Consider the following 19,017-nt stretch of genomic DNA (forward strand, 5'->3'; position numbering starts at 1 on the left):
GGAGCGTTTTACTTTTGCGGCGTTCATTTTTCTATTCCAGATGCTCATTCGCGTTGTCCGCATGACGTTTGCGCCGGAGCAGGTGCCGGCCTTTCTCACGCTTTTTCACGCTACCAAACACCGCATCCGGCAGCGGCCCGGGTGCCGCCACCTAGAGCTGTGGCAGGATGCCGTCGTTCCCAACGTGTACTGCACTTTCAGCCATTGGGACGACGAAGCCGCGCTCAACGCCTATCGGGAGTCGGAACTGTTTGGCGAGGTGTGGCCGGCCACGAAACGGCTGTTTGCGGCACCGCCGGTGGCATTTTCGTCGGCCCCGGTCACAGTGGTGGAATAGCGCGAGGACCTGCGCCACAGACAGAATTTTGCTGAGGCCGCGGCTACAGATGCGGCACCGCTGGACGCATTATTGGCCAAACCATCAGGCCCCTTTAGCGGTACAAGCAGCGGGGCGCCCCGTTGCGGCCCTACCTTCGCCCATGCCCGACCCTGCCGATTACTTCGCTTTTTACGGTATTCCCGAGTCTTTCCGGCCCGATGAAGCCGCCCTCAAGCGCCGCTACTACGCCAAAAGCCGTGAAACTCATCCCGATTTTCACGCCACCAGCTCGCCTGAAAACCAAGCCGAAATGTTGCGCCAGTCTACGCTCAACACCGATGCCTACCGCACTCTCGCCGACCCCGACCAGCGCATGGCCTACCTGCTGCGCCACCACGGCCTGCTCGAAGAAGGCAAGCAGGAGCAGCTCCCGCCCGACTTCCTGATGGACATGATGGACCTCAACGAGCAACTCATGGAACTGGAAATGGAACCCGACCCCGCCACCCATACCAAAGCAGCTACCGAAGTACAAGCCCTAACCGAAACGCTGGACGCCGGTATTGAGCCGGTTCTGGCTGGCTATGAGCAGCTACCCGCCGACCACCGCCCGGCCGCGCTCCAGCAAATCCGCACCTACTACCTAAAAAAGCGGTATCTGTTGCGCATCCAGCAGCAGCTAGCTACCTTTGCAGCCCGCTCCTGATACCGGCAGAGCGGAATTGTTCTAAAAAGCTCATCCTGCCCGGATGGCGGAACCGGTAGACGCGTTGGTCTCAAACACCAATACCGCAAGGTGTGCCGGTTCGACTCCGGCTCCGGGTACTAGGAAGGTCTAACGACCACCCACAATTCAAGCCTCAAAAGCTGTAAATCTGTTCGCAGATGCAGTTTTTGAGGCTTTTTGCGTTCAGGCCAATCGGGAAGTTGTGTGACATTGGCTTCTGGCCTATTAAAAAACAATGGCTTTCGTAGCCATTTCCCTATGCAGGCTGGTAGGCTCCCCTACTTTGGTGCACTTTTGCAACTCAACCTTTGCCCAACCCCGAATGAAGTTTACTGCCCGTTTCCGCACGTTGGTGCCCGTGTACAGCCTTGGCCTGCTTGCGGCTGCCGCATTTCTGGATGGGTGCGCGAAAAAGGCATCCAGCAGTTCAAATGCTTCCCGCGACTACCTCGTGTACATCGGCACCAACGTGAGCTCGGAGCAGGAAAACTCGATTTACCTCTACCGTCTTGCGCCGGCTACCGGGGTGCTGACGCCGATAGGCGCGTACCGGGGCGGGGCCAGCCCCACCTACCTGACCATGCCGGCCGGGCGTAAGTTTATGTACGCGGTGAGCGAGACGCAGATGTTTCGGGGTGCCAAGGGCGGCGGAGTGAGCGCCATAGCCGTCGACCCGCGCACCGGCGGCCTCACGCTGCTCAACCAGCAGCCATCCACCGGCGCCTCGCCCTGCTACATCAGCCTCGACCGTTCCGAAAAAGCCGCGCTGGTGGCCAACTACGTGGGCGGCAACGTCGCCCTGCTGCCCCTGAGTCCCAACGGCCAGCTGGCCGCCCCCACCGCCACCGACCAGCACCAGGGCGCCGGCCCGCACAAAAACCAGAACGGCCCGCACGCCCACTGCATTCTCCCCGACCCGACCAATACCTACGCCTTCGCCGTGGACCTGGGCACCGACCAAGTGGTGAGCTACCGGCTCAACGCCGCTCAGGGCCAGTTGGCCCGCCTGGCCGAACCCGCTTTCAAAGCCACGCTTGGCGCGGGGCCGCGCCACCTCATTTTCCATCCCAACGGCAAGCGGGCGTATTTGATTAATGAGCTGAACTCGACGGTGACGGCGCTGGCGTATGACGCGGCGGCCGGCAAGTTTCAGGAGTTGCAAACGGTGAGCACGCTGCCCAAGAGCTTCACTGGTCAGAATTCCTGCGCCGACATTCACGTGTCGCCCGACGGCTTGTTTCTCTACGCCTCCAACCGGGGCCACAACAGCATCGCTGTGTTCGCCATCGACACCAGCAACGGCACGCTGGCGCCCATTCAACACGTGAGCACCCAGGGCAACACCCCGCGCAACTTCAGCCTCACGCCCTCGGGGCGCCTGCTACTGGTGGCCAACCAGAACTCCAATAACGTGGTCACGTTCCGCGTCGACCCGCAAAACGGCCTGCTGGCCCCCACCGGCCAGACCGTGGAAGTGCCCTCGCCCATGTTTGTGCAGGTGGTGGAAGATTTTACGCGCTGAGCCAGCGCCCCGGCCCAGCGGACAACGCGCCAAATGCTACACCGTAAGCGGCCTTACGCTGACGGCACATCGCTGAATGGCCTCTCACCCCCTTTATGCCCGACCTCGACGCCCCCTCCCGCGAGCTGCAATTTCCCCTCTACGTAAAACTGCCGCTCATCCTCCTGGGCCTGGCCCTGGCGGTGTTCACCATTCACATTGCCAGCGAAATCATTTTTCCGCTGTTTTTCGCGGCCATTTTTGCCATCATGCTGCATCCCGTGGAGCAGTGGCTGCTGCGGCACCGGGTGCCCAGGCTGCTGGCCATCACGCTCACGGTGGTACTGGGCGTGAGCGCGCTGCTGGGCCTGCTCTACTTCATCTACATCGAGGCGTCCCAGCTGTCGAGCCAGATGCCGCTGTTCAAGAAGAAGTTTGCCGAAACCACCGCGCAGGTGCACCAGTGGCTGCAATCGCGCTTCGGCGTGAGCGACCAGAAACTGCAGGGCTACCTCAGCGAGGCCGGCAACCGGGCCTCGGCGCTGCTGGGCGGCACGCTCTCGGCGGTGTCGGGGCTGGCGGTGGTGGTCACGCTCATTCCGGTCTACATCTTTCTGCTGTTCCTGTACCAGCGGCGGCTGATTGACTTTCTAACGCAGGTGTTTTCGGGTCGCCGGCAGGACCAGAACGTGGCCGACGTGCTGCACGAAAGCAAGGCCACCATTCAGAGCTACATGGTGGGCCTGCTCATTGAAGCCAGCATCGTGGCCACGCTCAACACCACGGCGCTGCTCCTCATCGGGGTGCCGTATGGGCTGCTGCTGGGCGTGCTGGGCGCGCTGCTGAACTTCATTCCCTACATCGGCGGGCTCATTGCCATTGCGCTGCCGGTGCTCATGGCCTTCGTGGCCAAGCCCGGCTACGGGCACGCCGTGGCGGTGGTGGCCGCCTACATGGTCATTCAGTTCATCGACAATCACTACCTCATTCCGCGCATCGTGGCCTCCAAAATCAAGGTTAACGCGCTGGTGGCCATTGTGGGCGTGCTGGTGGGCAACGCCATCGGCGGCGTGGCGGGCATGTTTCTGGCCCTGCCGGTCATCGCCATCCTCAAAATCGTTTTCGACCGCATTCCGTCCCTCAAGCCCTGGGGCATGCTGCTGGGCGACGAGGAAACCCCGCGCGGCCGCAAAATCAACCCGCCCACCAAAGCCACCGAGCGAGCAGAGCAAGTAGTGCCGGGCTAAGGCGCCGCGCCACCCCCCTGCCGGACCACCGCAGAGGTAGCCCGAGCCCCGGTTATTCTTGCTGAAAAAGTCCCCGCACCACGGCCACCGCATCGTCGGCGCTGGCGGCCCAGGCGTCGGCGCCGGTGCGCTCCCACAGGTCGGCGTCGTACACAAAGGGGCGCCCGCCCACCACCACGCGCACGTGGCGCGTAGCCGGGTCGCGCCGCAGGGCAGCCACTAGGTCGCCCAGCAGCGGCACGTGGTGCGGCATGGACGCCGACGTAAGCAGCAGCTGCACGCCTTGGTCGGCTATCATGCGGCGGATGCTGTCCTGGGGCGTGCTGGCGCCGAGGTAGCTCACGTCCCAGCCGTCATACTCCAGAAAGTCAGCCACCATCTGCAGGCCAATCGTGTGCAGGTCGCCGGCCACGCAGGCGGCCAGCAGGCGCCGCCCGTTCCGCGGAGTGCCCTGGAAATAGGGCTGTAGCTGGGCCATCACGCCGGCCGTGGCGGCGGTGCAGTAATGCTCCTCAGCCACGCTGATTTCGCCGCGATGCCAGCGGTTGCCCACTTCGCGCTGGGCCGGCTGCAGCACGTGCAGGTAGAGGTCGCGCACGTCGGTGCCCGCTTCCGCTTCGGCCACCAGCAGGCGCTGGGCGGCGGTGCGGTCGGCGGCCAGCAGCAGGGTCACGTAATGGGTGGCCAGCGCGGCAAATCGGAGGGCTTCGGGGGTTTCGGGGGGCGCTTCGGCCACCGGAGCCAGCGCCGCCAGCGGGGCGGCCAGCGCAACGAGGCCGGCGCTGAGGATGCCTGCCACCAGCACGTATTCGCCCACGGTAAGGCGTAGCAGCAGCGTTTGGCGCAGGGCGGCCACTTCCTCAGTTGCCACCACGGGGCCCAGCTGTTGGCTGAACTGCAGCAGGTGGCCCTCAAACAGGCCCGGGCTGTTCATGAGCACGGCGTTGGCCAGGGCAATGATGTGTTGCTGCAGCTGGTCGACGGATGAGTCGGGGAGGTCGGCCGCGGGCGGGGAGGCGGCATCGGGGAGCTGCTTAGCGGCAGCTTCGGCCAGCGCCCCCAGCTCCTGGTAGAGCCGCTGGGCAATCTGCTCGCGCAGCGCTTGGTTGGTGGGCAAAGGCGTGGTATCGGTTTTGGGTAACGGAGACGGATTCCGGATTTGTCTCCGAAATCAACTTCGCCTTTACGCAACTTATACCCAGCAGGATGCCTTTTAGCGGCGGCCCGGCCCGCAAAGCCATGAAAAATAGGCATATTTTTTTGGCCACCGCCTGCGCTGGCGGCAGCGCGTGCAGCCGTCAGGCGGGCAGGCCGGTTAGCCAAGCTTCGGCCGCGTCAACGCTGACAAAGCGTTGGAATACGAAGCCCGACGGCGACGCCGACACCACCGACTGCGTGGACAGGCGGTGCAGCGGGTCGGCGCCCTCCACGATGGCGCAGTGCCGGGTGCGGGCCTGCGTCATGGCCCGCGGAATCCAGTTTTCGATGAGCCAGGCCTGCGCCGCGCCCGAAAGTGGCGCGCGCTGCCCGTGGTCGGAGAGGATTTTGCGCGCGCCCGAATTCAGCAGCAAGGCCAGCACCTGCTCGTAGAAGGCCTTCACGGCGTCGAAGGAGGTGCGCTCGGCACTCCAGGCCAGGCGCACGAAGCCGCGGGGGTGATGGTAGACCTTGCCCGCGGCATTCTGAAAGTAGAGCGTCTCCTGAGTTCGGGGCAGCAAATTCATAAGAAGAGTAGAAGGTAGAAGTGCCCGAACGAACGCCGCTGGAAGCCAAGTAAAAGCCGCGACAAAACTACGCGGCGCAGGGGCAATCTGTGCTTTTTTAATTTCTCAACGAAACGGCCCGGCTTTCGTAGAAAGGCTCAGCCATTGGGCATTATCCATTTAGCCCAAGTATATTATTATCCATCTGTTTATCAGCGGCTTGCTCGCTTTCTCCTGCATAATGCGTTTATATTTTGAGAATCCCGTGGGGCGCCTGCTCGAACACCCCGACGGCTATGCTTTGGTGCAATACGCGGCCGGCCCCCGGGACTTTCCCACCTTTCAAGCCTTTCTTACTCACACCAGCCAGCTGCTGCGCCGCCACAACTGGCACAAGATGCTGGCCGACCAGCGCCAGATGTCGCCCTTCACCGACGAGGAGCGCAACTGGATTCGCGAATACTGGCTGGCCAGCAGCCAAACCGACGGCTACGAGCTCTACGGCGCCGTCATCATTCCGGCCGACGTGTTTGCCCGCCTCTCGCTCAACCTGGTGATGAACGACTCGCAGCAGTCGGCCCTCACCTACCGCCTCTTCGACGCCGAGCCCGAGGCCGTGGAGTGGCTGCAGCAGCTGCCCTAACCCGAAGCCCTCCGCTATTCCAAGCTGATTTCGGCCACCACGGCGGTGCTGCCGCCTGCGTCGTCATCCGTCACGAGCAGCAATTCCCAGTGCCGTGCGCCCACCACGCGGCGCACCGCCAGGCCCTCCACCTTGCCGCGGTAGGCACGCCCGTCGTGCCAGGCCAACAGGGCAAACGCCGCCCGCTGCGTGTCGAGGTTGACCAGCCCGATGAACGAGCCCAGCACGTCGCCATCGAGCACGGCATCGGTGGTATTTTCCACGGAGGCGGTCACGAAAAGCAGCTCGTCGACAAACGTGGCGCCCGAAAACCCAGCCGGGCAGCCTGCAATGGCGGGCAACTCAAAGGGCAAAACCTTAACGATGGGAACGGTGGCCGCGCCACCCAAAAAAGCCACCGTGGCTTCCAGAGGCAGCCGAAACAGCAGCGCCGCGTCGGCCCGCCCCACCGTGCGCTGAAACAAGAGCAGTTCGGTGTCGGAGGCGGCGGCGGCTTCCAGGTTGAACACCGCGCCAGCGGGCAGCAAGGGCGCCAGCAGCGCGTAGAGCGGCGTCAAATCGAGCGGTTCGGGAACGGCGCTGGCGGTGTCGGTGGGCACAAACCAGCCCCGGGCGCGGTTGGGGCGACTGCCCGAACCCAGCAGCAGCAGGCCGGGGCGGCCGTCGGCCCAGCACACGGCTGCCATGCATTCCAGGTCGGGCTTTTCGGGCTTGGGAATGCGGAATGGGCCATTGGCCGGGCCATCGAATAGTTGGCGGCGGGCGGTGGGCGCCAGCGTGGCCGCATCGAGGCAGTGCAGCGCGGCCGGGTCGTCGCCGATGACGTAGGCCGTGGGCCCAATGATTTCGACCCCGGAGGCCGAGGGCAGGCCGGGAAGAGCAACTTCAGAGAGAATGGTGGCGGTCATGGGCAGGCGGGGCGGCGGCGAATGGCGGGCAACTGCCGCGTGTACGCAAGGTGGCAAAGTTGGCTGCATCGGGCGGCCTAGCAAGCTCAAGCGGCCCTGTAGTCAAGCAGGCAAACACTTTGATTTTAACACAAATAAAATATTCAATTTATTGATTATTTAACTTATATTTACCTCCCTTCCTTTCCCGCGCGCCGCTCTTCTTTCCCACTTTTTTCCTGCTTCGCATGGCTACCCCCTGCCCGGTATGGTTTCTACCGTTTACGCGCCAGAACTCCCGCCTCGCCGAAATCATCATTCAGCTGGAGAAAGCGGGACTGGCTTTGCAGCCGCTGCGGGCTCACACGCCCGCTAGCGGCGCCGGCATTCTATTTCTCGACGCCGACGCTTCGCTGCCCGCCGCGGTGGAGGCCGTGGCCGAACTGCGCACTGCCCCCGACGCCAACGTACTGGCGGTGGGCGTGGGTGCCTTGCCCAGCCCGAGCACCTGGACCCTGTTGCGCGCGGGGGTGTCCGATGTTTTTTCGTGGTTTGATGTGGAGCAGCCGGTTGAAATCGTGACTTCACGGCTGCGTTACTGGCAGCACCTGAATGCCACCGTGGCCGACCTGCAGCGCCGGCTGGTGGGCCGCAGCCAGCGCTGGCGCGACGCCCTGCGCCAAGTGGTCGACATGGCCCTTTCGAACTGCCAGGTGCTGATAACCGGCGAAAGCGGCACCGGCAAGGAGCTGGTGGCCCAGGAAATCCACCGGCTGGACCCGCGTCCCGGCAAGCGCGACTGCGTGGTGGTGGACTGCACCAACCTGATTCCCGGCCTGTCGGGCAGCGAACTGTTCGGGCACGAAAAAGGGGCTTTCACCAACGCCATCAGCGCCCGCGACGGGGCGGTGGCGCTGGCCCACGAGGGCACGCTGTTTCTGGACGAGCTGGGCGAACTGCCCTTGCCGCTGCAGGCCGAGTTTTTGCGGGCCCTGCAGGAAGGCACCTACAAGCGCGTGGGCAGCAACACCTGGCGGCAGGCCCACTTCCGGCTGGTGAGCGCCACCAACCGCGACCTGCTGGCCGAAGTGCAAAAGGGCACTTTCCGGCAGGATTTGTACTACCGCGTGTCGGGCTGGACCTGCCACCTGCCGCCCCTGCGCGAGCGCAAAGAAGACATTGTGCCGCTGGCTGAGCACTTTTTCACGCAGCAGCACGGCATCCGCCAGCCCGTGGACCGGCAGGTGTACGACTTCCTGCAGCTGCGCGACTACCCCGGCAACGTGCGTGAGTTGCAGCAGCTCATCACCCGCATTGCCAGCAAGCACGTGGGCGAAGGCCCCATTACCATCGGCGACATACCCCGCTCCGACTGGCCGGATTTTGCCCACTTAGGCGCGGCTGCACCCACCGCCGACGAGCTCGAAGCCGGCGTGACCACCCTGCTTTACCAGGGCCTGGGGTTGAAGGAAATAAAGGACCAGGTGACGGAAATCGCCAAAAAAGTGGCTATCACCCACGAGAGCGGCAACCTCAAAATGGCTGCCCTACGCCTGCGCTGCAGCGAGCGAATTCTGCAGATGCACCGCCGCGACGAGCCCGAGACGCAGATGCGCCTGGCGTAAAGGGACAAATTATAAACGCCTGTCATCCTCATCTGGCTGCGCGGACGCCAGATGAGGATGACAGGCGGTTTTAAAGCCGCCTACTTCGCTATTCTTTCCCAATAAGCCAAGGGTCACGCCAGGCGTTGCTCAGCGGCTCCGTGACTACCGACACACGGCGCCGGGCGCCATCGCCTACCGCGGGGCGCACCCGGCCAATGAGGCGCAACAAATTGCCGGCCAGCACCTGTTGGGCCTCTTCGGGCGCGAGGTGCAGGGCGTGGATTTTGCTTAATTCCACGCCCGGGTGTAGCCAGGGGCCGTCGGAGCCGAAGAGAAACTTGGCGGGGCCGGCCCGCTCCACGGCGCGCTGCAGGATGTCGAAGCGGCGCACGCCGGAGGTGTCGGTGAAGATATTCGGGCAACGCACGAGGTAGTCGATGAGGGCGGTTTGGGCGCGCCAGTCGTCGGAAAACGAGCCCAGGTGCGGGATGATGAAGTTGACGTCGGGGTATTGGGTGGCCAGTAGGTCGACCACCGAGGTTTCGCCCACCACGTCGTAGAGCACCGGCAGCCGGAAGGCGCGGGCCACGTCGCACACCTCGCGGCTGATGCGGGCATCGTAGCGGTGCAGCTTGATGCCGACGAAGCCGTACTCTTCCACGGCGGTGCGCACCATTTCCAGCACCCGGCCCCGGTCGCGCTGGGCGTGCACGAAGGCAAAGCCGTAGAACCGCTCCGGGTTTTGGTGCACGAGGTGGGCCACCTGGCGGTTGGCCACGGCGTAGTCGGAATGAAACGCGGCAAACAGCACCGTGCGCGCAATGCCGGCCTCCTCGGCCCAGGCCAGGTAGGGCTTGAGCGGCGCATCGGTATCCCAGGGGCCGGTGAGGCCGTCGCCGCGCCCGGCGTGGCAGTGGCAGTCGATGATGAGCATGGCGGTGGGTGAAAAATGGCAGCGGCAGTTCCGGCTTAGCCGTTGAAGGCGCTGAAAAACAGGTCGACGCCGCGCAGGGGCACGCGGCTTTTGCTGCGCACGGTGCTGGTGCCACCCGAGTTGCCGTCGATGGTGTCCATAGTGCCGTCGGGGTACACCTCGCGCACCAGGAAGTGGTGGCGGAAGGGCTGCTTGGTGGCAGGGTCGAGGTTGTAGTAGCCGATGTCGCCCTTCTTCACCCGCGCCGCCGGAATGCTGCGGAAAGCCGGATTGGCACTGATGCCCTTGCCGATTTTCCAGGTGCCCACGTTTAGGCCGGCGGCGCGGTGGGCCCACAGCGCGAAGATGCCGCACCAGTGCGGAATGCCCGCCGTGTTGCTCACGCTGGTGCTGCGCTTGAGGTTGTTTTCCTCCCAGCCGGACTGTACGTAGTCGGGCGCAGCGGTTTCAAACAGTATTTTCAGCTTCTGCCAGCCCTTGCGGAAGCCGTCGGCCCCGCGCAGCTTCGCCTCGATTTTTGGCTCAGCCATCATGCCCAGCGCATTGGCCACAATGGCTTCGCGCAGAGCCGCTTCGGAGCCGCCGGCGGGCGGCACAGGCACCGGCCCTACATTGCCGGGCTGGGGCACCGGCCCCACAGGAACAGGCGCGGCGCCCAGGGTGGCAAAAATCTGCTGCACGCGCTGCACAAACAGGGCGGTGTAGCTCTTCGTGCACATCACATCGCAGGCCACCATGCGCACGCTTTCCCAGTCGCCCACGCGCACTTTGTTAATACTGTTGGTCTTTTTGCCAAAGAAAATCTTGAGCGCGCCGAGCGCAAACTCGGTGCTTTGCATGAACAGTGCCTGCCAGTCGGCGTTGCTGGAGCGGGTGGCCACGGAGTCGAGGCTGAGGCCGCGCCACTGGGCCTTTTTTTGCAGGATGATGGGGTCGGAACCCGAGTAGTTCTGCACCGAAGGGATGAGCCACTGGTAGGCGTTGCGCCAGGTAATCTGGATGTAGCCGCGGCCCCGAAACTTGTAGAAATCCGCCTCTTGCACAAAGCCGGCGATGGCCGGGTCGGTGCTGGTCGAGGCCGCGTCTGTGGGGTAGGCCTCGCCGCCCCAGCGCGCGTCCTTGGTGTTGGCCAGTTGGGCGCCCAAAGGCTTCTGGCCGTGCGCTTCCAGGAATTCCCGGTTGTTGAACAGCTCCAGCGCCCGCTTATTCGAGCCGGTATTGTACGACACCTTGAGGCCGGGAATGCGGTTGAAGGCATAGGCCAGGCCGGGGTGGTCGGGCAGGCCCACCTTTTCGGCAATAGGCCGCATGGTGCCGCCCGTTTCGTTCACAATCACGCTTTGCAGGGCGGCAAACTGCGCGAAGTTGATGTCGGGGGAATTAAACACGCGCGGAATGCCGTCCCAGAACTGCAGGAAGCCCGCTTTGGCGTCGGCGGTGGCGGGCATGGTCACGGGGTAGGTTTTGCCGCCATGGGTGCGCACCCAGGCGCCGCGCCCGCCCACTTTGCCCCGGAACCAGTCCACGAAATCCTGCCCGGTGCGGGCCAGGAAGAAGTTATTGATGTCGGCCGCGTTGCGAAAGCGCACGGTGCTCACGTCGGTGCCACCGCTGGGCGTGGTGCCGACGGGCTGCGTTTTGGGCGGCACCGTGGGCACCACCGCGCCGCCGGCGTCGAGCTGGCCCCACGTGAGCGGGCCCACCACGGCATCGACCACCAGACCCCGCCCCTGCTGGAAATTGCGCACGGCGGTCTGGGTTTTGGGGCCCCACACGCCATCGTTCACCAACGGCTGAGGCAGGCTCACCTTGTGGAAATTGAGCCGGCACTGCAGGTAGCGCACGTACTCGCCCCGGGCGCCCAGGCGCAGGGTGGGCCGGCCACTGCCGGGGCTGGCGCAGCCGGGCGCCACGTCGGCGAATTCGTAGCCCATTTCCTGCTCAAAGCCAAGCTCCTGCTGGCCTGGCGGGCGCCGGCTGGGCAGTTGGGCAGATTCTACGGTGCGCTGCATCTTATTGTGCTTCTCGTAGGCGCCGGCCACGGCTTTGGCTACGTCATACACAGGCTTGAAGGCGCCCTGCGGGCCCAGCGCCAGGGCGCCGGTCAGGGCCGCGGCCTGGCCCAGCTGCTTCAAGCGGCTCCACCAGCCCTCGTCTTCCAGCTCCATATCAGAGATGTAATCATCCTGCAGGAGGGCGTTCAGCAAATGGGAATTACTACTGCTATTATCTTTGTAATCAATATCATGCCCACAATGCCCGCAACCGCAGCTGCAGGTTTCAGGTGTGGCGGAGCGGGCACTGGGTGCGGCTTCGGCCAGCGTGCGCAGCTGCAGCTTGTCGGCCAGGTGGAAGCGGCTGAGGTAACGGGCCAGGCCGAGGTAGCAGCTTTGGCACAACGGCTCGCCCGTGACGAGCAGAATGCGCCGAACCTGCAGCGGAAAGCCCGGCCGGGCGCCCGCCATGCGGTTGAACCAGGTGATGAGCTGGCGCTCGGGGTGCTGCTCGTGGCCATAGGAGCCGCCGGTGGGCGTGCGCCGTAGCGGCACGCGCAGCACGGTGCCCACTTTAGGGTAGATGATGGCCACGGCCGCCGGCGCATTGGTGCGGCTGCGGCTACGGGGCGAAAGGGTTAGCGTCGGATTCATGGCGTAGGGCAACGGAAAGAGGTGAGGAAAACCAGTCGGTGCCGCGGGCCAGGTGGGCCAGGGCAGCGGCGGCGTAGTCGATATCGGCCGCCGAATGGTCGGCCCGTAGGCAGAAAGCCACTTCGGGCACGCCGGGCCGGGTTTCGCCGGCCAGCAGCAGGGTATTGAGGCCGGCCTGGCGTAGCTGTTGGTGCAGGCCCAGGGCGGCTGTGGTGCGGTCCAGCACTATTTTCTGGACCGGAAAGTCGTCGCCCAACGGCCGGATGCCCGCCCGCGCCAGCGCCCGCCGAAACTGCGTGATGCGCAAGCCCAGCCGGCGCCGGGCCGCGTGGCCGTGGCGGGCATCGTGGCGCAGGGCCTGCTCGGCGGCCCAGGCGTGCCAGGCCGATACCGGACTGGTGTGCACCCGCGTTTCGGCCCGCCGACGGAACTGCGCAAGCCGGCTGGCGCGACCCGCCAGCACGGCTACCGGCACGCCCAGGCCCTTGGCCAGGGAGGTAATGGTCAGCAGCTCGGGGCCTAGCCCTTGCGGCGTAAGGCGGGCCCAGCGCAACAGCCCGCCCCCGCCCTGCCCCAGCGGCCGGTTGCGGGCCGGGTTAGCTCCCAGCACGCCAAAAGCTTGGGTATCATCAATCAGCAGCACAGCGCCGGGGTGCGAATCCAGCAGCTCTCGGTAGTGCGCCAGCGGCGCGGGGCCGCGGCCAGGGTGCCAGCCATCGGTCACGAGCCAGGGCGTACGGCCCTGCTGCTGATAGGTGTGCAGCACCCGCGCCAGGCCGGGCAGGTCATCGGCCCGAAATGTGGCCACGGGCAGGCCACGGGCGCGAGCGCGAAGGCTGCCCCATTGCCCTACCGGGTACAGTTGGCGCTCCAGCAGCACCACACCGCGGGCCGGCACCAGCCCAAACACGTCCCAGAACAAGTGCAGGGAGGACGGAGCCAGCTCGCCGGCTTCCAGGCCCTGGCGCCGGGCCACGGTGTGGGCCACCCACTGGGCCCGACCGTTGTGGTCGAGCACCGCCGGGCGGCCGGTGGTAAGGGCCAGGCCCGGGGGCGGCGGCGGGAATGCTTGTGGGCCCAGGTACAGCGCCGAGGTGAAATCGAGCATGGGCGGGTGATTCAAAAGGTAAGCTTGGTTGCGGCGCTAGCGGGCGCCTCACCCCCGGTTCCTCTCCACTGGGAAAGGGGGGCCAGTCGACCCAAAGCTTTTCCGGTGCCCCCTCTCCCTGTGGAGAGGGGGTCAGGGGTGAGGCGCCCCGCCAGCACGAAACCCCTACTCGCCCAATGCCTTACGGCGAGGGACAGGCACGGCAAACGGGCGACGTCCCTGGGCCAGCGGGCCGTTGAGCTGGCGGCTGCGACGGAGCTGGCCCTGCTGCAGCGCGTTCTGGCGCTCGATGAGCTGGGCCGGCTGCAAGTACCGCTCCTCGTTCTCGGGCAGGTTCTGGCGGATATCGCCGAGGTCGGTGGCCAAATCGATGCCCGTCACGGCCTTGTAGGCGTGGATGTAGCGTTGAATTTCTTCTCTCCAGTAGTGGGCCCAGTTGGCGGCGCTGGTGGCGCCCACGGTGGGGCTGTTCCAGGAGCCGTAGCGGATGCTGAGCAGCAGCTGCTCGCCAAACGCACCCAGGTCGCGGAAGTGCGTGATGTTGGTCGGGTTCCAGCCCTGCAGGCTCTTCATGTTGTCGACGCGGTCCATCCAGGGCTCGGAATACGGCACCATGACGCGGCCGCCCAGAAACTCGCGCACCTCGGGCCGGGCCAGAATCCACTGCTGGGTCATCATCTCGGCGCGGGCCGTCCAGGGCAGGTCGCCGTACTGGTTGTGGGCGCCTTCGGCCAGGGTCAGGTGCACTTCGCGCAGGTGATTGAGGATGGGGAAGCCGTCGGGAATCACCGTCGTGAAGTTGGCCTGCTGGTAGAACTCGGTGCAGGCGCGCAGCAGGCTGTGGAAGCCCCGCAGGAAGAACGTGCGGTGCTCGGCCACGGCAATGTTCTGCACACCGCGCCCAATCAGCCCGAAGCCGTACTCGTACTGGTATTCCAGGTTGCGGCGGTTCATGGTCAGGCGGTTGCGCTCGTCCTCGATGTAGCCCCAGATGATGTTGTTCAGGGGCCGCAGTGGGTCGATGGCCAGGTTGGCCAGCGGGTCGGGGCCGGGGCCGGGCCGGCGCACGTTCTGGAAGCGCAGGCTCAGGGCGTTCATGGTTTGCACCAGGCCGCCTTCTTCGTGCCAGTACGACCAAATCAACTCCATGAGCGGCGGCGCTTCCACGCGCGAGCGGAGGATGCCGTAGGTGAGCTGCCCGCTTTTGATGATGTCGTCGGGCTCCTTGAGCGGCACCTCCTTCAGGCGCTCCCGAATGGTGTCGAGGTAGGGCACCGCCAGCGCCGCGCCTTCTTCGTCGCCCAGACTTTTGAGGTATTCCTCGCGCATGCGGCTCAGGTCGAAGGGCTTGCCGCCGGTGCGCTGCAGTTCGCTGTTGGCCCACTGGGGGTCCGAATCGCCGGGGGCGGCAATGGGCGCCAGGCCCACTTCCTGCATCAGGAAATACTCGGTGGCGTACTTGAGCACAGCGTAGGAGGCGGCGCGGCTAAAGGGCAGCTGCCGCGACGACACGTAGGCCCGCGCCGACATGCCCAGCTGCGAAGTCCGGTCGGTCAGCACGTTGTCGATGAAGTTGCAGTACCGGCTGAAGTTCAGCGTGCGGCGCCGGATGAGCCCCCACAGGTCCTGGTCGTCGCTGGCTTCGCGCTGCGCCTGAAACAGCGTGACCGGCAGCGGCAAAGGCAGCGGCGTTGCCGTGGGACCGGGGTCAGGCGTGGGCGTGGTGTCAATCACCGTCACGTCGCCCACGGCCAGCCGCGTTTCGCTGATTTCCAGCCCCGTCGGGTGCTCCTCGTTTTTCATGGGCTTGGCGCTCAGCAGGCGCCCGCGCACCGAATAGCGGCCTGCATCCCGCCAATTGTTGAGCCGCCACATGGGGGCCACCACGTTGTTGGTGATGCTGAGCCTGTTGCGCACTGTTTGCAGAGGCGAGCAAAAGGGCAGTGGCGGGTCGTTGGGCTCGGGCGTGAGCGTGAGCTGCCGGCTGCTGATGGTGTAGTTGTAGCTCTGCTCCAGGCGCTCAGTGGGGTCGTCATCTGACCAGAATTCCAGCGTGATGCTGCCGGCGGTGGTCAGCAGGGTGGCCAGCGGGATGTCGCCCTCGGCCGACAAGGTCAGTTCCAATTCCGTGTCGTTGCCCACCCGGATTTTGGGTTTGGTAAACGACAGTTCGCCCCGCAGCGGAAACCCCGATTTGGAGGTTGAGGTAGTGGCTTCCATGATGAATTAAATGGTTTGAAGTGAAGGGGTTGACACCGCAGCCGGGGCTGCCGGCGCGGTGCAGTAGTTGCGGGCCCGATTCAGGGCCCAGCGGTTGAGCATGTGCGAGAGCACGCGAGCCTCCTCGTTGGTGCTGATGCGGCCGTCGGCCTTGGCCTGCCCCACCACCGCAAACACCAGCGACGGAGCCACGTGCTCGCGCAGGTGGGGCTGCTGCTGCCAGGCCTCGAACAGGGCCTGCAGCTGGTCGGGCTGGCGCTCGGCCACCGGGAAAATGTCGGCCACCCGCTGCCCGCGCAGCGACTTGGGCCGGTGGTTGAGCACCAGCTCGGCGAAGGCGGGCAGGGCGGCTTCGAGGCGGTCAATCAGGTCGCGCTTGTCGGCGCTGAGCTCGTCGGTGGGATACAGCTCCTCCCACTGCCGGCTTAGGGCTGCCCACTGCGGGTGCGGAAACAGCACCGCCCCCAGCGCCAGGCTGATTTTCACCCGAATCCACGGGAACGGGTGCGGCCCGTCGGTGCCGATGCGGAACACAAAGTAGCTTGGCAAACTCACCACGCTCAGCAGCCCGTAGGTGGCCGTGATGCCCAGGTGGCCCATGGCCCAGCAGTCCGACAGTATCTCGTTCAGCCAGCGGCTATATAGCTGCCATGGCAGCGCGTTTCCCCGGTCGCCGGCCGCCGTGTGCCGCTCAATGGCCTGCTTGAGCGAGGTGGTCAAATCCAACAGCTCGGAGCCCTGGTGGCCCACTTCGTGAATGAGCGAAGAGGCAATGCCCGACCCAATGAGGCGCTCACGCGGAATCTGAATCACGCCCACCGGGCTGAGGTCGCCGCCCGGCAGGCGGGTGCGCGCCCGCCGGATGGCCGCCCCGTGCCCACGCTCCAGGAAGCACACCAGCGGCGGGGCTTCGTAGTAGTTGCCGGGCAGGCACAGGGCGTCTTCGGCCAGCACGTCGAGGCCGGCCACCCAGGTGCCGGTGCCGTGCTCGGAGCGCTGCCCCAGCACGTCGGCAAAGATGTCGACCTGGTCGAGCAGGTTGTTGAAGCGCATCTTCAGCAGCACGTAGCGGGCCTGGGTTTTGGCGGCGCTGAGCCGGCGGCTTTCGGGGCTGCGCAGCCAGCGCACAAACTCCAGCAGCCGGCGGCGCAGGTCGAACGCCACGTGCGCCAGGTGCGCGTTGATGGCCGCCTGCGCCGGCGCCGACACGGCCGCCGCCAGCACCATGGGCGTGCTCAGCGAGAACGAGCGCACGGTTTGGAGGCGGCCAAACAGGGCCAGCGTTTCATTCACCAAAAACCGGGTATCGGCGGCGGTTCGCATCGGTAAGGGAGTAAATGTGTAGATGAGTAAAGACTTAAGGTTTTAACTCCTAATAGCTTTCCTCAGAGCTGGATAATGAGCGTGCTGCCGCGGCGCATCCATGTGCCGCGCGTGGGGCCCTGCTCGCCCGTGCCGTTGGCTTCGGGGCCGTCGTAGCCCGAGGGGTCGTAGCCGTTGGTGGCCGGCGCCTGGCCAAAGCCATTGCCCTGGCCGTAGTCGTTTGAGGCGAAGCCGGGGCCCGGCACACCGGGGCGACGAAAACCGCCGGCCCCCGGCCGCTGGAAGCCCGGATGGGGCCGCCGGGTGCCAGCGCGCTGGCCGGGCCGGGCGCCCATGGAGCGGAACGTGCCGTTGGGGTTGCGGGGCCGCAGCAGGCCGGGGGCGTGCTGGCGGGCCGCGCCCGAGAGGGCCTGGCGCACCACGGCCGCCATGGGCGCCCCGCGGCGCTGGGCGTGCAGGCTGGCGGCCCGGTTGGCTGCCGAATTGGCGAAGCGCACGTAGGCGCGGGCCACTTCAAACTCCTGGTCTTCGGGGCTCAGGCCTTCCAGCTCCAGCTCGAAGAGGTTGCTGGCGGCCGAGCCCAGCTTGTTGCCAATCATGCCCCCCAGCGGCCCGCCGAAGAAGGTGCCCAGCGCGCCGCCCGCAATGGGCAGGGCTTTTTTGGCCACGGTCTTGAGCACGCCACCAATGGCGCGGCCCACGCCCGACTTGGCAAAATTGCCAATGGCCTTGCCCGCGCCTTTGATGAGCTTGCCGAGGAACTGGTTCAGCTCCTGCTCGTTGCTCACTTCCAGCAGCTCGTGGGCCAGCTCCATTTCCATGGTTTCGTTCAGCTCGCCGCTGTACTCGTGGCTGTATTCGTTGCTGAACTCCTGGCTGTACTCGTTGGCGTATTCGCCGCTCATCTCGAACGACTCACCCTGAGTCTCACCGCTGGTTTCGCCCAGGTATTCGGGGTTGAACTCAAAGGTTTCCATGGAGTGCCCGCCGGCTTCCAGTTCCTGGCCGATGGCTTGCTCAAATTCCTGAGAAAATTCGTTGTGGTACATGACATTGGGGGTAAAGTGAAGGGTGTGAGAGTTGGGTTCGGGTGAAAAAACTACAGGCCGTAGAGGACCACCACGCCGTCGCGGCGCTCCCAGCGGCCACAGCTGGCGCGCCGGGTGGGCCCGCTGAGCTGCAGGTCGCCGTTGAGCAGGCCGGGGGCGTAGTAGGGCGCGGTGGCCGTGAGCACCTGCCGGCCCAGGGCGCCGGGGCGCAGGCGCGGGTTGCGGCGCAGGGCGCGGTTGGCGCGCCGGGCCACGTCGGAAGCAAAGCGCACGTAGGCGCGGGCTATTTCCAGCTCCTGGCTTTCGGGGCTGAGGGCTTCGAACTCCAGGCCGAATACTTTTTTGGCGTTGTCGGCCAGGAAATTGCCGGCCTGGGTACCCGCCCAGTTGCCGGCCGCCGAGCCCGCGTAGCCGCCGGCCTTGCTGCCGGCCCACTGTCCGGCGCGGGCACCCAGCGGCCCCAGCCGGCCGCCAAGCGCGGCGCCGGCCCGGCCGCCCAGGGCGGCACCGGTCTGCCCGCCGTATTGGCCGGCCAGCTGCGGCAGGGTTTTCTTGCCAAAATCGACGAGGTAGCGGCCCACGCTTTGCCCGGCCGGCGACTTCGCCAACTGCGAGGCCGCGCCCGCCACCTTGCTCACCAGGCTGCCCAGAAACTGGTTCAGCTCCTGCTCGTTGGTTACTTCCAGCAGCTCGCCCACCAGCTCCTCTTCCTGGCTCATCTCGAAGTTTTCGCCGTTGGTTTCGCCGCTGAACTCCTGGCCGAATTCCTCTTCGAACTCCTGGCCCATTTCCTCCTCGTATTCGAATTCCTGGCCCAGCTCCTGGCCGTATTCGCCGCTGGTTTCGTAGTTCTCGTATTCGCTGTTGGTAGCGACCCCGGATTCAAATTCCTGCAGGGTGCGGTCGATGTTGTGCATGGTTGACAAGGGAAAGAATTGAGAGATGCCTCCCCTGTTTTCAATCCCAGTGCCAAGTGTGCCAGGGCCATTTCCAGCCATTGAAGCGGGGTACGGCCCGAAATAAATTTCGCCAGCCCGCCAAAGGCCGGGATTTGACGAAACTGATTTCGCCGCCCGCCGCGGCGTAATGCAAACCGCCTTC

At 65.3% G+C, this 19,017-nt stretch carries 16 protein-coding genes and 1 tRNA gene; 7 read left to right on the forward strand and 10 right to left on the reverse strand.

Annotated elements, in window-relative coordinates; genetic code table 11:
• The first annotated feature begins 40 nt into the window (after window positions 1–40).
• The 5 genes from MUN81_RS13425 (at window position 41) to MUN81_RS13445 (ending at window position 3,794) form a co-directional block, all read left to right on the forward strand.
• Entirely contained in the window at window positions 41–337 is a 297-nt protein-coding gene (locus MUN81_RS13425; protein ID WP_245111141.1) for an antibiotic biosynthesis monooxygenase family protein, read from the forward strand.
• Between the two features lie 142 nt (window positions 338–479).
• Window positions 480–1,025, forward strand: a complete 546-nt coding sequence (locus MUN81_RS13430) for an iron-sulfur cluster co-chaperone HscB C-terminal domain-containing protein (protein WP_245111142.1) — start codon at window positions 480–482, stop codon at window positions 1,023–1,025.
• Between the two features lie 37 nt (window positions 1,026–1,062).
• Window positions 1,063–1,144, forward strand: a tRNA-Leu gene (locus MUN81_RS13435).
• Window positions 1,145–1,368: 224 nt separating this feature from the next.
• Window positions 1,369–2,568, forward strand: a complete 1,200-nt coding sequence (locus MUN81_RS13440) for a lactonase family protein (RefSeq protein WP_245111144.1) — start codon at window positions 1,369–1,371, stop codon at window positions 2,566–2,568.
• 95 nt (window positions 2,569–2,663) lie between these two features.
• Window positions 2,664–3,794 (forward strand): AI-2E family transporter, encoded by a 1,131-nt coding sequence (locus MUN81_RS13445; protein WP_245111146.1) that lies wholly within the window; start codon window positions 2,664–2,666, stop codon window positions 3,792–3,794.
• A 52-nt stretch (window positions 3,795–3,846) separates the two neighbouring features.
• On the opposite strand, the gene MUN81_RS13450 is transcribed toward MUN81_RS13445, so the two are convergent.
• Window positions 3,847–4,911: a cobalamin-dependent protein gene (locus MUN81_RS13450; RefSeq protein WP_280638194.1), complete on the reverse strand. Its 1,065-nt coding sequence runs from the start codon at window positions 4,909–4,911 to the stop codon at window positions 3,847–3,849.
• Window positions 4,912–5,092: 181 nt separating this feature from the next.
• On the reverse strand, window positions 5,093–5,518 hold the full coding sequence (locus MUN81_RS13455; RefSeq protein ID WP_245111148.1) for a hypothetical protein: 426 nt from the start codon (window positions 5,516–5,518) through the stop codon (window positions 5,093–5,095).
• 220 nt (window positions 5,519–5,738) lie between these two features.
• On the opposite strand from MUN81_RS13455, the gene MUN81_RS13460 reads away from it, so the two are divergent.
• Window positions 5,739–6,140: a hypothetical protein gene (locus MUN81_RS13460; RefSeq protein WP_245111149.1), complete on the forward strand. Its 402-nt coding sequence runs from the start codon at window positions 5,739–5,741 to the stop codon at window positions 6,138–6,140.
• A gap of 14 nt (window positions 6,141–6,154) precedes the next feature.
• On the opposite strand, the gene MUN81_RS13465 is transcribed toward MUN81_RS13460, so the two are convergent.
• The gene (locus MUN81_RS13465; protein WP_245111151.1) at window positions 6,155–7,048 is read right to left on the reverse strand and encodes a hypothetical protein; all 894 of its coding nucleotides are present in this window, start codon (window positions 7,046–7,048) and stop codon (window positions 6,155–6,157) included.
• Window positions 7,049–7,275: 227 nt separating this feature from the next.
• Here MUN81_RS13465 and MUN81_RS13470 point away from each other — a divergent pair, with 227 nt between their 5' ends.
• On the forward strand, window positions 7,276–8,652 hold the full coding sequence (locus tag MUN81_RS13470; protein ID WP_245111153.1) for a sigma 54-interacting transcriptional regulator: 1,377 nt from the start codon (window positions 7,276–7,278) through the stop codon (window positions 8,650–8,652).
• A gap of 88 nt (window positions 8,653–8,740) precedes the next feature.
• Here MUN81_RS13470 and MUN81_RS13475 read toward each other — a convergent pair whose 3' ends face one another.
• From MUN81_RS13475 to MUN81_RS13505, 7 genes are all read right to left on the reverse strand, one after another.
• Window positions 8,741–9,568: an amidohydrolase family protein gene (locus tag MUN81_RS13475; RefSeq protein ID WP_245111154.1), complete on the reverse strand. Its 828-nt coding sequence runs from the start codon at window positions 9,566–9,568 to the stop codon at window positions 8,741–8,743.
• A 35-nt stretch (window positions 9,569–9,603) separates the two neighbouring features.
• A complete protein-coding gene (locus MUN81_RS13480; protein ID WP_245111156.1) occupies window positions 9,604–12,216 on the reverse strand; it encodes a peptidoglycan-binding protein in 2,613 nt (870 codons plus the stop codon).
• Entirely contained in the window at window positions 12,185–13,324 is a 1,140-nt protein-coding gene (locus MUN81_RS13485; RefSeq protein ID WP_245111158.1) for an aminotransferase class I/II-fold pyridoxal phosphate-dependent enzyme, read from the reverse strand. Before MUN81_RS13485 ends, MUN81_RS13480 begins: the two co-directional genes overlap by 32 nt.
• Before the next feature lie 165 nt (window positions 13,325–13,489).
• A complete protein-coding gene (locus MUN81_RS13490) occupies window positions 13,490–15,544 on the reverse strand; it encodes a hypothetical protein (protein WP_245111159.1) in 2,055 nt (684 codons plus the stop codon).
• Between the two features lie 6 nt (window positions 15,545–15,550).
• Window positions 15,551–16,867 (reverse strand): hypothetical protein, encoded by a 1,317-nt coding sequence (locus MUN81_RS13495; RefSeq protein ID WP_245111161.1) that lies wholly within the window; start codon window positions 16,865–16,867, stop codon window positions 15,551–15,553.
• A 62-nt stretch (window positions 16,868–16,929) separates the two neighbouring features.
• Window positions 16,930–17,916 carry a hypothetical protein gene (locus MUN81_RS13500; RefSeq protein WP_245111163.1) on the reverse strand — a complete coding sequence of 329 codons (987 nt, stop codon included), beginning with the start codon at window positions 17,914–17,916 and terminating at the stop codon, window positions 16,930–16,932.
• A gap of 50 nt (window positions 17,917–17,966) precedes the next feature.
• The gene (locus MUN81_RS13505; protein ID WP_245111165.1) at window positions 17,967–18,833 is read right to left on the reverse strand and encodes a hypothetical protein; all 867 of its coding nucleotides are present in this window, start codon (window positions 18,831–18,833) and stop codon (window positions 17,967–17,969) included.
• Between the last annotated feature and the right edge of the window lie 184 nt (window positions 18,834–19,017).

The organism is Hymenobacter sp. 5317J-9 (assembly GCF_022921075.1).
Classification (GTDB): Bacteria; Bacteroidota; Bacteroidia; order Cytophagales; family Hymenobacteraceae; genus Hymenobacter.